This window comes from Luteimonas aestuarii (assembly GCF_004357985.1).
GTDB lineage: Bacteria > Pseudomonadota > Gammaproteobacteria > Xanthomonadales > Xanthomonadaceae > Luteimonas > Luteimonas aestuarii.
In genome coordinates, this window is the sequence record NZ_SMTF01000003.1 from 136,118 (window position 1) to 151,342 (window position 15,225).

Annotated in this window: 11 protein-coding genes; 5 read left to right on the plus strand and 6 right to left on the minus strand. The window is 68.8% G+C overall.

The annotated features are described in order from the left end of the window. A complete protein-coding gene (asnB, locus tag E2F46_RS05590) occupies positions 1–1,710 on the minus strand; it encodes an asparagine synthase B (protein WP_133321104.1) in 1,710 nt (569 codons plus the stop codon). Positions 1,711–2,028: 318 nt separating this feature from the next. Here asnB and E2F46_RS05595 point away from each other — a divergent pair, with 318 nt between their 5' ends. Beyond that, positions 2,029–3,702, plus strand: coding sequence for an ABC1 kinase family protein (locus tag E2F46_RS05595; RefSeq protein WP_133321105.1), 1,674 nt, complete (start codon positions 2,029–2,031; stop codon positions 3,700–3,702). Positions 3,703–4,197: 495 nt separating this feature from the next. Here the strand turns inward: E2F46_RS05595 and dapE are convergent, their stop codons facing one another. The 5 genes from dapE to map are packed head-to-tail and all read right to left on the minus strand — an operon-like array spanning position 4,198 to position 10,032. Next, positions 4,198–5,325 carry a succinyl-diaminopimelate desuccinylase gene (gene dapE / locus E2F46_RS05600; protein WP_133321106.1) on the minus strand — a complete coding sequence of 376 codons (1,128 nt, stop codon included), beginning with the start codon at positions 5,323–5,325 and terminating at the stop codon, positions 4,198–4,200. A 47-nt stretch (positions 5,326–5,372) separates the two neighbouring features. Further along, positions 5,373–5,729, minus strand: coding sequence for an arsenate reductase (locus E2F46_RS05605; RefSeq protein WP_133321107.1), 357 nt, complete (start codon positions 5,727–5,729; stop codon positions 5,373–5,375). A 3-nt stretch (positions 5,730–5,732) separates the two neighbouring features. Beyond that, the gene (gene dapD / locus E2F46_RS05610; protein ID WP_133321108.1) at positions 5,733–6,647 is read right to left on the minus strand and encodes a 2,3,4,5-tetrahydropyridine-2,6-dicarboxylate N-succinyltransferase; all 915 of its coding nucleotides are present in this window, start codon (positions 6,645–6,647) and stop codon (positions 5,733–5,735) included. Then, entirely contained in the window at positions 6,644–9,259 is a 2,616-nt protein-coding gene (glnD, locus tag E2F46_RS05615) for a [protein-PII] uridylyltransferase (protein ID WP_243720319.1), read from the minus strand. The genes dapD and glnD overlap by 4 nt, the downstream gene beginning before the upstream one ends. After that, positions 9,256–10,032, minus strand: a complete 777-nt coding sequence (gene map / locus E2F46_RS05620; RefSeq protein ID WP_133321109.1) for a type I methionyl aminopeptidase — start codon at positions 10,030–10,032, stop codon at positions 9,256–9,258. Before map ends, glnD begins: the two co-directional genes overlap by 4 nt. 349 nt (positions 10,033–10,381) lie before the next feature. Between map and E2F46_RS05625 the strand changes: the two genes are divergently transcribed. Genes E2F46_RS05625 through E2F46_RS05640 form a run of 4 tightly spaced genes read left to right on the plus strand, consistent with a single transcriptional unit; the run spans position 10,382 to position 15,004 of the window. Then, positions 10,382–10,879: a Csu type fimbrial protein gene (locus E2F46_RS05625; RefSeq protein ID WP_133321110.1), complete on the plus strand. Its 498-nt coding sequence runs from the start codon at positions 10,382–10,384 to the stop codon at positions 10,877–10,879. Between the two features lie 9 nt (positions 10,880–10,888). After that, a complete protein-coding gene (locus tag E2F46_RS05630) occupies positions 10,889–11,635 on the plus strand; it encodes a fimbrial biogenesis chaperone (RefSeq protein WP_133321111.1) in 747 nt (248 codons plus the stop codon). Then, entirely contained in the window at positions 11,595–13,988 is a 2,394-nt protein-coding gene (locus E2F46_RS05635) for a fimbria/pilus outer membrane usher protein (protein WP_133321112.1), read from the plus strand. Before E2F46_RS05630 ends, E2F46_RS05635 begins: the two co-directional genes overlap by 41 nt. Continuing rightward, a complete protein-coding gene (locus E2F46_RS05640) occupies positions 13,985–15,004 on the plus strand; it encodes a Csu type fimbrial protein (RefSeq protein ID WP_133321113.1) in 1,020 nt (339 codons plus the stop codon). Before E2F46_RS05635 ends, E2F46_RS05640 begins: the two co-directional genes overlap by 4 nt. Positions 15,005–15,225 lie beyond the last annotated feature (221 nt).

Here is a 15,225-nt window from a genome sequence, read left to right on the forward strand (position 1 = left end):
TCACGCGGCCGCGACGTGCACCCCCGCAATCGCGCGCCCCGACGGATCGGCCGCGGCCGCGAACGCCGCGTCCCATGCGATCGCCGCCGGCGACGAGCACGCGATCGACTTGCCGCCCGGCACCGTCGCCGCGCAGGCGCCCCCCGGGAACTGCGCCTCGAACAGGCTGCGGTAGAAGTACGCCTCCTTGGTCTGCGGCGGATTGACCGGGAAGCGCTTGTCGGCCGCCGCCAGTTCGCGATCGGACACCTGCGCCTCGGCGTGCGCCTTCAGGCCGTCGATCCAGCCGTAACCCACGCCGTCGCTGAACTGCTCCTTCTGCCGCCACAGGATCGACTCCGGCAGCCAGCCCTCGAAGGCCTCGCGCAGCACGCCCTTCTCCATCCGCCGCGCACCGCTGGCGGCCTTGTCGATCATCTTGTGCCTGGCGTCGATGCGCATCGCCACGTCGAGGAACTCGACATCGAGGAACGGCACCCGCGGCTCCACGCCCCAGGCCATCATCGACTTGTTGGCGCGCAGGCAGTCGTAGTTGTGCAGCGCGTCCAGTTTGCGGACCAGTTCCTCGTGGAACTCGCGTGCGTCCGGCGCCTTGTGGAAGTACAGGTAGCCGCCGAAGATCTCGTCGCTGCCTTCGCCCGACAGCACCATCTTCACCCCCATCGCCTTGATCCGCCGCGCCAGCAGGTACATCGGCGTGGAAGCGCGGATGGTGGTCACGTCGTAGGTCTCGATGTGGCGGATCACCTCCGGCAGCGCGTCCAGCCCTTCCTGGAAGGTGTAGGTGAAGCCGTGGTGGACTGTGCCCAGCGCCTCCGCCGCCACTTCGGCCGCGGCCAGGTCGGGCGAACCCTCGAGGCCGATGGCGAACGAATGCAGCCGCGGCCACCACGCCTCGCTGCGGTCGTCGTCCTCGACGCGATGCCGCGCATAACGCGCCGCCACCGCCGCCACCAGCGACGAATCCAGCCCGCCCGACAGCAGCACGCCATAGGGCACGTCCGACATCAGCTGGCGATGCACCGCACGTTCGAATGCCTCGCGCAGCGCCGTGATATCGGCGTCCACGCCTTGCACGGCTGCATACGCGCGCCACGGCCTGTCGTAGTACTTGCGCAGCGCGGAGCCCGCCCCGGTTCCGTCATCCAGCATGCTGTCGTAATAGTGGCCCGGCGGAAACTGCGCCACGTCGGCGCAGATCGGCGCCAGCGCCTTCATTTCCGAAGCCACGCACAACCGGCCATCGCGGTCGTGGCCCCAGTACAGCGGCACCACGCCGATGGGGTCGCGCGCGATCAGCACGCGCCGCTGAGCCACGTCCCACAGCGCGAAGGCGAAAATGCCGTTGAGCTGGTCGAGGAACGTTTCCGGTGGCTGTTCCCGATACAGCGCATTGATCACCTCGCAGTCCGACCCCGTCTGGAAGGCATAGTCCTGCGCCAGTGACCCTTCCAGTTCGCGGTGGTTGTAGATCTCGCCATTGACCGCCAGCACCAGTCCGCCATCGGCCGAGCGCAACGGCTGCGAACCACCGGCCGGGTCGACGATGGCCAGGCGCTCATGCACCAGGATCGCGCCATCATCGTGGTGCACGCCACTCCAGTCCGGGCCGCGATGGCGCTGCAGGCGCGACAGTTCCAGCGACTGCCGGCGCAACGCCTGCACATCGTCGCCGGGTTGCAGGCCGAACATGCCGAAGATCGAACACATGGGAAACGCTCCTGTGGGGAATGAGGTGGGCGCCCGCCCACGAAAAAGCCCGCACCTTGCGATGCGGGCTGTCGTGGTCCGGGCGTGGTGTTGGATCTACGCCCGGTCGCGGCCCGCTGCGCGCGCGCGATTATTCACCGCATTGAGGTTGCGGTCCGCTGCGAACGGGTGGCGGGTGGAAAGCCGGGACATGCGGCGACCGTAACCGCGCGGCGCGGGCTTTGCAACGGTTGCAAACACAACCATCACCGGCCGCTGCCGATACTCCCCGGCGACCACGCCTTCCCCGGCGCGCCACCGGCCAACAAGGACCAGCCCATGTCCGATACCGTGCAACGCCTGTCCCGCACCGCCCAGGTCATCGCGATGCTGGCGCGCTATCGCAAGGCGGGCATCATGTCCGGGCTCGACCTGGGCGAGGCGCCCGACGACGACGGCGGCGACGAGGCAACCGATGCACTGGCCGAACGCTTTGCCGCCGACCTCGAGGCGATGGGGCCGGCGTTCGTCAAGCTCGGGCAGGCGCTATCGACCCGTCCCGACCTGATTCCCGCCAGTTGGGTTGTGGCGCTGGAACGCATCCAGGACGATGCCACCCCGGCATCGATCGGCGACATCGAGGCGCTGCTGGAATCGGAACTGGGCGTGCGCGCCAGCAAGGTGTTCGCCGATATCGACCCGGAACCGATGGCCGCCGCGTCGCTGGCGCAGGTACATCGCGCGGTCCTGCGGGACGGGCGTGTCGTCGCACTGAAGATCCAGCGCCCGGACGTCGCGGGCGCCGTGCGCTCGGACCTCGATGTGCTCGCCGGCCTGGCCGGCACCGCCGACACCGTGACCGATGCAGGCCGGCGACTGCGCTTGGCTGACTGGATCGCCGAGTTCCGCAAGACCATGCTGCAGGAACTCGACTACCGCATCGAAGCGGAGAACCTGGAGCGATTCAGCCGCCATTTCGTCGCCTATCCGCAGTTGCGGGTGCCGAGCCCGCTGTGGGACTACGTGACGCCCCGGCTGCTGGTGATGGAGTGGATCGACGGCATCAACGTGACCCGCATCAGTGGCCTGCGCCGTACCGAGCTCGACACCGAACCCGTTGCATCCGAACTGCTGCGTGCCTACCTCGACCAGGTGTTCGTGCATGGCGACATCCACGCCGATCCGCATCCGGGCAACGTGCTGCTCTGCCCCGACGGCCGCATCGCGCTGATCGACCTGGGCATGGTGGCGACCATCCCGCCGCGCCAGCGCGAACGCCTGCTGAAGCTGGTGTTCGCCGCCGTCGACGGCCGCGGCGAGGACGTGGCGCGCGAAATGGTGGCACTGGGCACGCGGCTGGAGGACTTCGACGAGCCGGCCTACGTGCGCGAGATCTCGCAGGTCGTGTCGCGCTACGCGTCCAGCGTGCATCGCGCCTCGGAAGGCCGGATGGTACTGGACCTGGTGCGCCGCGCGACCGAATGCGGCATGCGCTCGCCCCCCGAGATCAGCCTGCTCGGCAAGACCCTGCTCAACCTCGAACGCGTGGTGGATGCGCTGGCGCCGGAACTGGACGTCAAGGCGCAGATCGAGGCGCACCTGCAGTCGCTGCTGCGTGCACGCGTGCGCAAGGCGCTGTCGCCATCCAACCTCGCCAGCGAGGCGATGGAGCTGCACGAACTGGTGCGCGAGGCGCCGCGCAAGTTGTCGGACACGCTGTCATTGCTGGCATCCAACCGCTTGCAGGTGCGATTGGCGGGGCTGGACGATTCGCGGCTGATGGAGAACCTGCAGAAGATCGCGAACCGCATCGCCTCGGCGGTGGTGATCGCGGCGCTGCTGCTGTCGTCGACGCAGATGATGCAGATGTCGGCCGGCCCGCGCCTGTTCGGCTATCCGGCGCTGGCGGTGGTGATGTTCGTGATCGCCGCGGTGCTGGGCGTGATCCTGGTGGTCAGCGCGATGCGCTACGACAGGCATGCACGGCCGGTGGAGCGCAGCGGCGCGGAATAGAGCAACTGCTTTGCAGCTCCTCACATTTCGTCATTCCCGCGACTGCGAAGCGAACGGTGCACCCGCTAGAACACATTACTTTCCGGGGGAAATGCAACGGCATGGGGTGGACGTCGCGATCCGCACCCCGTCAAAGCTTGCCGGCTTTCGGCAGGTCACTTTTCTTTGCCGGTCCATTGCGCAGTGAACAGGCGAACCTTGTCAGGGCAAGAGCGTTCCGCCCTGAAGGGCGGGTTACTTTCTTTGTTTGCCCAAAGGAAAGCAACCAAAGAAATGCCTTCCCCGACGGAGATAACCGGCTTAGTCGGTCTCGACGGGATTTTTCGACAGCACATCCGTGTCCTGTCGAAAAACGGCTGGCATCCATGCCAGCCGCCCTCCGGGTCTTCCAAGAACGTTGGGACTCACCTTAGATCAGAAACCAGACATCCGTTATCCCGGCGCAAGTCGGGACAACTGCGCTTAGGCCAGCGGGCAGAAAACGCCTGGCGCAGATTACGCAAGCAGGCGTTCGATGAGCCGCTGGTAGAGATCAGGCAACGCTTCCAGGTCTGCAACACGCACGTGTTCGTCGACCTGATGGATGCTGGCGTTGACCGGGCCGATCTCGATGCACTGCGCACCCAGCGGTGCGATGAAGCGCGCGTCGGACGTGCCGCCACCGGTGCTTTCTTCCGGCGCAGCGCCCGAAAACCCGGTCAACACCTCCCGCGCGGCAGCCCGCAGCTTGCCTTCTGGCGTGTGGAAGGGCTCGCCGCTGCGGTGCCAGTGCAGGTCGTAGTCGAGTCCGTGCCGATCGAGCACTTGTGCAACTTCGGTTTCCAGCCTCCGCGCATCCCAGTGCGGGTTGTAGCGCAGGTTGAACACCGCGCGCAGTACGCCGGGGATCACGTTGCTGGCACCGGTGCCGGCATGGAGGTCGCTGACCTGCAGGCTGGTGGGCGGGAAGCTGTCGAAGCCGTCGTCCCAGCGCCGGGCGGTCAGCTCGGAAAGTGCGGGCGCGAACAGGTGGATCGGATTGCGCGCCTTGTGCGGATACGCCACATGCCCCTGCACGCCACGCACCGTGAGCGTGCCGGTCAGGCTGCCACGACGGCCGACGCGCAGCAGGTCGCCCAACCTTTCCGTGGACGACGGTTCGCCGGTGATGCACCAGTCGATGCGCTGGCCGCGTGCGCGGAAGGTGTCGGCGACGCGGCGCACGCCATCGATCGCATCGCCTTCCTCGTCGGACGTCAGCAGCAGGGCCAGCGTGCCGGTGTGATCCGGATGCGCGACAACAAAGCGTTCGGCAGCGACGACGAATGCCGCGACACCGGACTTCATGTCGGCGGCGCCGCGTCCGTACAGCACGCCATCGCGCACGGTCGGAACGAATGGATCGCTGGTCCAGGCCTCGACCGGACCCGGTGGCACCACGTCGGTATGGCCCAACAGCACCAGCACCGGCCCGTCGCTGCCGTGGGTGGCCCACAGGTTGTCGACGTCGCCGTATCGCAGGGATTCGATGTCGAAGCCGGCGTTGCGCAGGCGCTCGGCGATCATTGGCTGGCAACCGGCATCGTCCGGCGTCACCGAAGGCCGGGCGATCAGGTCGCAGGTCAGGTCTAAGACATCGCTCATGCGGCTATTTGAACACGGGCCTCCGATGCATGGCCGGCATCCCGCGACTACGCGATGCCGAAGCGCTTCTTGAAACCGTTGTCGCTGAATCCCTGCGTGACCTCGCCGTCGTCGGTCACCACCACCGGGCGACGGATCAGCTGCGGATGCTCGCGCAGCAGCAGCTTCCATTCCGCATCGCTGGCGGCCGCCTTGCGATTCTCCGGCAACTGCCGCCACGTGGTCGAGGACTTGTTGGCCATCGCCGCGAACCCGCCCAGCTTGCCGGCCCACTCCGCCAGCGTTTCCGGCGAAGGCTTCTGCTCACGGTAGTCGACGAACGCATGCGCGATGCCGAAGCGGTCGAGCCATTTCGTCGCCTTGCGGCAGGTATCGCAGTTCTTCAGTCCGTAAAGCGTCGTCATCGATCAGTCCGCCAGACCGCGCAACAGTTCGTTGACGCTGGTCTTGCTACGCGTCTTCTCGTCCACCTGCTTGACGATCACCGCGCAGTACAGCGAATGCGAGCCGTCCTTGGCCGGGAGCTGGCCGGAGACCACCACGCTGTACGGCGGCACGTAGCCGTAAGTGATCTCGCCGGTGGCGCGGTTGTAGATCCGCGTGGACTGGCCGAGGAACACGCCCATGCCGATCACACTGTGGTGGCCGACGACGAACCCTTCGACCACCTCCGAGCGCGCACCAATGAAGCAGTGGTCCTCGATGATGGTCGGGCTGGCCTGCAGCGGCTCGAGCACGCCGCCGATGCCGGCGCCGCCGGACAGATGGCAGTGCTTGCCGATCTGCGCGCACGAACCCACCGTGGCCCAGGTGTCGACCATCGTGCCCTCGCCGACGTACGCGCCGATGTTGGTGAAGCTGGGCATCAGCACCACGTCCTTGCCGAAATAGGTGCCGCGACGAGCGATGGCGCCCGGCACCACGCGCACGCCCAGCTTGCGGAAATCGGCTTCCTCGAACGCACCGAAGCGCGACTCCACCTTGTCCCAGAACGGCGCCGGATAGGCTTCCACCAGTTCCATCTCGTTGACGCGGAAGTACAGCAGCACCGCCTTCTTCAGCCACTCGTTGACGGTCCAGCCGCCCTTGCCGTCCGGTTCGGCGACGCGGAACTCGCCGGTTTCCAGGCCGTCGATGGCACGCTCCACCAACGGCCGCGTGGAGCCCTCGAGCTCGGCAGGCGTCAGCATGGCGCGACGTTCCCACGCACTGTCGATGACGAACTTCAGTTCGGCGTTCGGATCGGCCTTGCGCGTGGATCGCTTCGCCGCCTTCGCGGGCGCCGGCTTCGGTGCGGTCTTCTTCTTCGCGGGGGACATCATGGTTCTCCTTCGATTCCGGCCTGCAGCGCATCGCGCAGGGCCTGGAGCTGGGTGTCGTCGAGCGGGGCGTCGTGTCGGTCGCTGATGCGGAACACGTCCTCGGCGCGCGCCCCGAACGTGGCGATTCTCGCATCGTGCACGCGTACCCGCTGCTGGCGCAGCACGTCGGCCATGTCGGCCAGCAGGCCGGGGCGATCGGTGCACACCAGGCTCATCACCGTGCGCAGCCCGTCGGCCGCTGGTGAGAAACCGATCTGCACCGGCGTGCGGAAATGGCGCAGGTGCCGCGGCTGCGCGCGCCGCGCCGGGCGCACGTCGAGCGAACCTGCCACGACCGTCGACAGCTTGCGTTCGATCGCCGACAGGTCGGGGCGCTGTCGCGTATCCACCGGCAACACCTGGAAGAGGTCGAAGATGGTGCCGTCGGGCCCATCCAGCGCGCGCGCATGCTGGATCGCAAGGCCGAGGCGGTCGAGCGTGATCACGATGGCGGCGAACAGCCCGTCACGATCCGGCGAGTGGATGAACACCTCCAGCGCATCGTCGCCGGTGGCCAGCCGCCGCACGCGGACCACGGGGACGCCGGGCGCCGCTCCGTGCATGGCGTTGGCCTGCCATGCCACCTGGTCGGGACGCGCGCGCAGGAAGGTGGCATCGGGCATCCGTGCCAGCAGGGCATCGACGTCGTCGATGCCGTCGTCGGCAAGGATGGCCTGCACCGCCTGCCGGTTTTCGGCGATGCGCTCGGCCGCCGCGACCGGATGCTCCAGCCCACGGCGCAGCGCAAAGCGCGTGGCGGCGTGCAAGTCCGACAGCAGCCGGTCCTTCCACGCGTTCCACAGCTTCGGCGATGTCCCGGCGATGTCGGCGCAGGTCAGCAGGTACAGGTAATCCAGGCGTTCGCGGTCGGCGACCTGTTCGGCGAAGCGATGGATCACGTCGGGATCGGAAATGTCCTGCTTCTGCGCGGTGATCGACATAAGGAGGTGCTTGAGCACCAGCCACTCCACCAGCGCGGTGTCGGCGTCGCGCAAGCCGTGCGCCTCGCAGAAGGCACGCGCGTCGACGGCACCGAGCTCGGAATGGTCGCCGCCGCGGCCCTTGGCGATGTCGTGGAACAGGCCAGCCAGCAGCAACAGTTCCGGCTTGCGCAGCCGCGGCCAGACCTCGTGCGCGATCGAGAAGCGCTCGTCGGGCTTGCCGGACGCGAACGCCTCCAGGTTGCGCAGCACCGCCAGCGTGTGCTGGTCGACGGTGTACACGTGGAACAGGTCGAACTGCATGCGGCCCGACACGCGCGCGAATGCCGGGATCCAGCGCGCCAGCACGCCCATCTTCGCCATCCGCTCCAGCGTGCGCACCGGCATCGGCCCGCGCAGCAGCGCCATGAACGACTCGCGCAGGGCGGGGCTGGCGGTCTCGTACGAAGGCAGGGCATGCAGCGATTCGGCCAATGCCCGCGCCGTCGCCGAATGCAGGCCGCGCAGCTCGCCGCGCTCGGCCCACGCCGCGAACAGCGCGAACACGCGCTCGGCATCGCCGCCGGGCCAGAACGCATCGCGCGCCAGCAGGTAGCCGCGGCGCGATGCGAACTCGGCGTCGATGGCGGCGGTTTCGCCCTCGCCTTCGATCTGCTCCTCGAAGCGTTGCAGCAGGCGGTCGTTGATCCGCTGCACCACCGCGGCGCTGCGGTAGAACTGCTGCATCATCTGCTCGACCGCGAGGTTGTCGTCGTCGCCCTTGTGTCCCAGCCGTGCGGCCAGCGACTGCTGGTAGTCGAAGCGCAGGCGCTCTTCGGCCTTGCCCGCGACCAGGTGCAGGCCGAAACGCAGCTTCGACAGCACGCGCGCCTCGCGCTCCAGCGAGGCCTGTTCGTCGATGCCGATGTGTCCCAGGGGCACCAGCGCCTCCAGCCCGTGCGCGCCGAAGATGCGCAGCGCCATCCAGCGCAGCGTCTGCAGGTCGCGCAGTCCGCCGGGGCCGTCCTTGAGGTTGGGTTCGAGGTTGTCCGAAGTGTCGCCGAAGCGCGCGTGGCGACGCACCTGCTCCTCGCGCTTGGCGGCGAAGAACTCGCGCGGCGGCCACACGCGATGCGGCGCGATGGCATCGTTCAGCCGTGCGATCTCGCTGGCGCTGGCCAGCAGCGGGCGCGATTCCAGCAACGCCGTCATCACCGTCACGTCGGCCGCCGCCGTCGTGCACTCGGACAGCGAACGCACCGCATGGCCCACCGGCAGCCGCGCATCCCACAGCAGCGCGAACAGCCGCGCCAGCGCCTCCTGCTGGCCTGCCTGCGCGTCGGGCTCGGCCAGTACCAGCAGGTCGATGTCGGAATGCGGGAACAGCTCGCCGCGGCCGTAGCCGCCCACGGCGAACAGCGCCAGCGAGGCATCGGTGGGGATGCAGCGCGCCCATGCTTGCCGCACCCAGTTGTCCACCGCGACCGCGCGCGCCATGGTCAGGCGCACCGGGTCGTCGCCGGCGTCGAAGCGTTGCGCGAGGTGGGCATCGTGCGCGGCCAGCGCGGCGGAGGCCTTCGCCGCCCACGCCGCATCGTCGATGTCGTCGATCCGTGCCGCGGCGTCGCCGTGGGGGGACGCCGGCGCGCTCACAGGTCGTTGTCGTCGCCGGGCAGGCGCGTGAGGATGTCCACGCCGTCCCCGGTCACTGCCACGGTGTGCTCCCACTGCGCCGACAGCTTGCGGTCCTTGGTGACCACGGTCCAGCCGTCGGGCAGCGTCCGGGTGTAGCGGGTGCCTTCGTTGATCATCGGTTCGATGGTGAAGGTCATGCCCGGCACCAGCACCACGCCGTCGCCGGCGCGGCCGTAGTGCAGCACCTGCGGATCCTCGTGGTAGACCTTGCCGATGCCATGGCCGCAGTACTCGCGCACCACGCTGAAGCGCTCGCCCTCGGCGTACTGCTGGATGGCATGGCCGATGTCGCCCAGCGTCGCGCCCGGCCTGACCGTGCGGATGCCGCGGAACATCGCCTCGCGGGTCACCTCGACCAGCCGCCTGGCCATCACCGACGGCGTGCCGACGAAATACATGCGGCTGGTGTCGCCGTGCCAGCCATCCTTGATGACGGTGACGTCGATATTGATGATGTCGCCATCCCTGAGCACCTTGCCGGCGCTGGGGATGCCATGGCAGATCACGTTGTTGGCGGAGATGCAGGTCGCCTTGGGATAGCCCTTGTAGCCAACGTTGGCCGGCGTGGCGCCCTGCACGTTGACGATGTGCTCGTGGCAGATGCGGTCCAGGTCCTCGGTGGTCACGCCAGGCTTCACGTGCTCGGCCACGACCTGCAGCACCTCGGCGGCCAGGCGGCCGGCGACGCGCATCTTCTCGATCTCTTCGGGGGTCTTGGTGGTGATGCCCATGGCGGCATTATCGCCCAAACCGTCACTGGCTGAATGCAGGGCCGGGACATTCCCTCGATTGCCGCGCGCGCCGCCGCTCCGTTTCGACTGACGGCATCGTCACCTCGTGCTCGCACGCCGTGATTTATGAATACGCAAACGACGCGATCCGGCACCCTTCGGCCTCCGTCATTCGTTGACACGCCGGGGCACTGCACCCAGCATCGGGTTGACGCTGCCGCCGCAATTCTCGTGAGGCATCGCGTATTTCGACGACCGGGATGGCACGGCCCGGTGCTGGAATGGATCGTGCTGCCGAGATCTGGGAAGACAGGAGTCTCTTCACCGTCCATCCTTCCGGAGCATCCCGATGAAAATCCGCATTCTTGCCGCCACTTTCGCCCTCCTGGCCGGCACCTTCGCCACTTCGGCATTCGCGCAGTCCGCCTCGACCACCTTCGACGTGACTCTCACGATCACCAGTGTCTGTACCATCGACACCCCGGCCGCGACCGATGTCGCGTTCGGCAGCCATCCCTCCACCGCAACCGCAATCGAAGCCGTCGGCCAGCTCAACGTCAACTGCACCCCGGGCACGGCCTACGCCATTGCGCTGGACGCTGGACTGAACGCAGGCGGCGGTGGTATCGCCAGCCGTGCCATGGCAAACAACGGCGACCTGGTGCCCTACCAGCTCTATCAGGATGCCGGTCGCTCGATCGTCTGGGGCGACACCATCGATACCAATACCGTGGCCGGCATCGGCAACGGCGCCGTGCAGCAGTTCCCGGTCTACGGGCTGGTGCCCAGCGCGAACTTTCCGGCCGCGTCTTACGTTGACACTGTGACCGCGACGATCACGTACTGATCGTCGCCCATGTCCCGGAGCACGCACGAGGCCCGGTGGCGGCGGTCGCTTTGTTGCGCGGCCGCGTTGCTGCTTGCCGCGGCCGCCGCCGGCGCGGCCAGCCTGCAGGTCACCCCGACCACGGTCACCGTCCCCGCCGAACGCGCCGCGGACGGCTTGATCCTGAGCAACAGCGGCAGCGCGCCGCTGCATGCGCAGGTGCGCGTGTTCCGCTGGACCCAGGTCGATGGCGAGGACGTGCTGGAGCCGAGCACCGATCTGGCGATCAGCCCGCCGATGCTGGAGCTGGCGCCCGGCGGCGACCAGCTGGTGCGTATCGTCCGCCTGGGGCCGCCACCGACCGGCACGGAGGCCAGTTATCGCGTGATCGTCGACGAACTGCCGCTCGACGATACCCCTGCGCCCGGACGCCGTGGCCTGCAATTCGTCCTGCGCTACTCGATTCCGGTGTTCCTCGCCCCGCACGGCAATCCGGCCACCGCCCCCATCCTGCACGCCCGCATCGGCGGCGACGCGGACGACCGCTTCCTGCAACTGGACAACCTGGGCAACGGCCACGCCCAGGTCGCGGATCTCACCCACGTCGCAGCAGACGGCCACGGGCGCGTCATCGCCCAAGGGCTGTCCGGTTACGTGCTGCCGGGCCAGACGCGCCGATGGTCGCTGCCCGCCGGACTGGATGCGACTCCCGGCGGCTCATTCCAGGCAAGGATCAATGGCGAAGCGGTCGAACGCACGCTGGTCCTGGACCGGTAATGCCCTGCTGCTGACGGCGATGGCGGCAAGCGCACAGGCCCAAGCCGCCACCACGCCCGGCACCGGCCGCATCGATGTTGCCGCGGCGCGTATCGGTGCGCCCGTCCGCCTGTACCTGGAGGTGGTGCTGAACCAGATGCCGCAACCGCAACTGGTCCCGTTCGAGGCACGCGAGGGGCGGCTGCATGCCGATGCCGTCACGCTACGCGGCCTCGGCTTCCGGCTACCGGGGGCGGGCGACCACGACACCGTGGCGCTGGACGCGATTCCCGGCACCCGGGTCCGCTACGACGCGGCGCGGCAGCGGGTCGAGATCGATGCGCCGCTGTCGCAGCTTGCGCTGGGCACCACCGCGTTGGGGACGCACGGAGGCCACGCGCCGGTCGCGGCCCAGTCGGCGCCCGGTGTCCTGCTCAACTACGACCTGTACGCCAGCGACACCGGGACCGCAAGCAGCCTGACCGCGGCCTCGGAACTGCGCGTGTTCGGCCTGGGCCATGGCGTGCTGAGCAATACCGCGGTGGCCCGCGGCATCCGCGGCGACCGCGATGGCGATGGCCGCGGCTGGCGTGGCGATTCGGTGCGGCTGGACACGCGCTGGGACCTGTCGTTTCCCGGCCCCGCGGTCACGCTGACCGTCGGCGATGCCTTCACCGGCTTCCTCGACTGGACCCGGCCGGTGCGCATCGGCGGTATCCAGCTCGGGCGCAACTATGCGCTGCAGCCGTATCGGGTTACCGCGCCGCTGCCCGGGTTCCTCGGCGAAGCGTCGGTGCCCTCCGACATCGAGCTCTACATCGATGGCATCCGCCAGTACAGCGGCAGCGCGCCGGCCGGTCCGTTCCAGGTGAACGCGGTACCCGGCATCACCGGCGCCGGCCTGGCGCGGGTGGTCGTCACCGACGCCTACGGCCGCGTGCGCACGCTGGAGTTCCCGTTCTATTCCACCCAGCGGCTGCTCGCGCGTGGGCTGTCCGACTGGTCGGTGAGCCTGGGCGCGGTGCGCGAGGACTATGGCATCCGCTCGTTCTCGTACGCCGGAGATCCGGTCGCCAGCGGCAGTTTCCGTTACGGTGCCAGCGACCACTTCACCCTGGAAACGCATGCCGAGACCAGTGCCGGACTGGTCCATGCCGGCGTCGGCGGCGCCTGGCTGCTGGGAATGGCCGGCGTGCTCGGCGCGTCGCACGCGCGCAGCGCGCACGATGGCGCGCGCGGCTCGCAAAGTGCGCTGGGCTACGGCTGGAACAACCATCGCTACAACCTGTCGCTGGACAGCCGCCGTACCCGCGGCGACTACCGCGACATCGCGTCGCTGCATGGCCCGCGCCCACCCACCCGCAACGAACGCGTCGTGGCCGGCATCACCACCGGCGCCGCGGGCAATGTCAGCCTGAGCTACCTGCGGCTCGACCACGCCGACCCCGACATCGATCGCGCGCGTTACGCCGGGCTGTCCTGGAGCCGCAGCTTCGCCGGTCGCTGGTCGGCGCACTTCACCTACAACCGCAACCTGGACGACGCCGACGACCGCAGCCTGCACCTGGGCGTCCTGGTGCCGCTGGGCGACACGCGCCAGCTCGGCGCGTCCTGGCAACGCGACCGCGACCGCGACACCGCCATGCTCGACCTCGCACGGCCCATCCCCGGCGACGGCGGCTTCGGCTGGCGCGTTCAGGGCCGCGCCGGCGACCGCGACGATGGCGGCCTGGTCGAAGCCGGCTGGCTCGGCGACCACGCCCGCGTCGGCGCCGGCGTCATGCGCTTCGGCGACAGCCGCCACACCTATGCACAAGCCAGCGGCAGCCTGGTGCGGATGGGCGGCCACACGTTCGCCGCACGCAACGTCCACGACGCCTTCGCCGTGGTCTCCACCGATGGCCATGCCGGCGTCCCGGTCAAGCTGGAGAACCGCGTGGTCGGCCACACCGACGCACGCGGCATGCTGCTGGTCACACCGCTCAATGCTTGGCAGCGCAACAAGCTCTCGATCGACCCGATGGACCTGCCCGCAGACGTCCGCGTGGCCGAGGTCGACCAGTTGGCCACGCCCCGCGACCGCGCCGGGGCGCGCGTGCGCTTCCAGGTCACGCCCGTGCGCGCCGCGGTACTGGTGCTGCACGACGAACACGGACAGCCGTTGCCAGTGGGCAGCCGCGTGCGCACGGCGGACGGCCGCGAAGCCGTCGTCGGTTACGAGGGCGAGGCGTACCTTGAAGGATTGCAGGCGCACAACCACATCCATGTCCGGCACACCGGGCGCGGTTGCGTCATCGCGTTCGACTATCCCGAAACGGCTGCCGCCGCCCTCCCGCGCATCGGCCCGTTGCGCTGCCTGGGGCCCCTGCCATGAGCCTCCACCGCAACCTCGCCGCCTCCCTCCTGGCGCTGGCCGCGCTGTATGGCATGGCCGGCGACGCCGACGCGGTCACCACCTGCACCGCCAGCACCACGCCGTTGAGCTCCGGCACGGTCACCGGCGCCGCCAATGTCGATACCACCGCCCTCGTCACGGTCAACTGCACCACGACCGGCTTGTCCGCGCTGGCCACGGCGCGCGTCCGCATGTGCCTGAACATCGGCGCGGGCGTCAACGGCGCCGGCCAGACCAATCCGCGGCGCATGACCAACAGCTTCGGCGACGCCCTGCAGTTCCAGATCTTCCGCGATGCGGCCCGCACGCAGATCTGGGGCGACAGCAACATCGCCGCCACGCCAACACCGGTCTTGATCGACCTGCAGTACAGCGTTCCCTTGCTCGGGGGTAGCGGCAGCACCAGCACCACCCTCCATGCGCGCGTGCCGGCCCAGACCGGCCTGGCGGCAGGCAGCCACAGCAATCCGTTCACCGGCACCCACACTCGCCTGCAGTATCGCTACGCCGAGTCCACCATCGGCACCCCGTCCTACCCGGCTTCCTGCACCTCCGGCGGCATCGGCGGCGGCGGCATCACTTTCCCCTTCACCGCCAGCGCCACCGTTCCCAACCACTGCACCATCTCCACCGCCACCAACCTGGCCTTCGGTGCCGTGCCCGGCCGTATCGACGCCAACCAGGACCAGACCTCCACCCTGACCTTCACCTGCACCGGCCGTACGGCCTGGAACGTCGCCCTGAACAACGGCCAGAACGCCGTCGGCAACACCCGCCGCATGCGCCTGGGCAGCACCGCCAGCCACGTCACCTACGAGCTGTACCGCAACGCCGCCCGCACCCAGCGCTGGGGCGCGACCGTGGGCACCGATACCGCTGCCGGCACCGGGGCGGGCAGCGCCCAGTCCCTGACCGTGTTCGGCCGCGTCCCGGCCACCCAGGTGGTCCCGGCCGGCACCTATGGCGACACCATCACCGTCACCGTGACCTACTGACCCCGCTTGCCCGCAGGCAGGGCCGCGGCTAGAATGCGCGGTCCCTTCCGGCCCAAGGCTGGCCAGGGCGCCCACGCCGGGCGCAGCGTCCCAACGGACAGCAGGCGAATACACACCCGCTGCAACCACCCGTTCCGGGGTGTCCTTCCGCCGCAAGGCGAGGGATCTGGAAACGGCGGCAGCGGGGAGGCCCAACCCCGGAACCACGCGCCCTGCCCCGT

Coding starts and splice junctions, on each gene's coding strand:
- E2F46_RS05630 (WP_133321111.1), top strand. CDS start 10,889: ATGTCCCGGAGCACGCACGAGGCCCGGTGGCGGCGGTCGCTTTGTTGC.
- dapD (WP_133321108.1), bottom strand. CDS start 6,647: ATGATGTCCCCCGCGAAGAAGAAGACCGCACCGAAGCCGGCGCCCGCG.
- dapE (WP_133321106.1), bottom strand. CDS start 5,325: ATGAGCGATGTCTTAGACCTGACCTGCGACCTGATCGCCCGGCCTTCG.
- E2F46_RS05640 (WP_133321113.1), top strand. CDS start 13,985: ATGAGCCTCCACCGCAACCTCGCCGCCTCCCTCCTGGCGCTGGCCGCG.
- E2F46_RS05635 (WP_133321112.1), top strand. CDS start 11,595: ATGGCGAAGCGGTCGAACGCACGCTGGTCCTGGACCGGTAATGCCCTG.
- map (WP_133321109.1), bottom strand. CDS start 10,032: ATGGGCATCACCACCAAGACCCCCGAAGAGATCGAGAAGATGCGCGTC.
- E2F46_RS05595 (WP_133321105.1), top strand. CDS start 2,029: ATGTCCGATACCGTGCAACGCCTGTCCCGCACCGCCCAGGTCATCGCG.
- asnB (WP_133321104.1), bottom strand. CDS start 1,710: ATGTGTTCGATCTTCGGCATGTTCGGCCTGCAACCCGGCGACGATGTG.
- E2F46_RS05625 (WP_133321110.1), top strand. CDS start 10,382: ATGAAAATCCGCATTCTTGCCGCCACTTTCGCCCTCCTGGCCGGCACC.
- E2F46_RS05605 (WP_133321107.1), bottom strand. CDS start 5,729: ATGACGACGCTTTACGGACTGAAGAACTGCGATACCTGCCGCAAGGCG.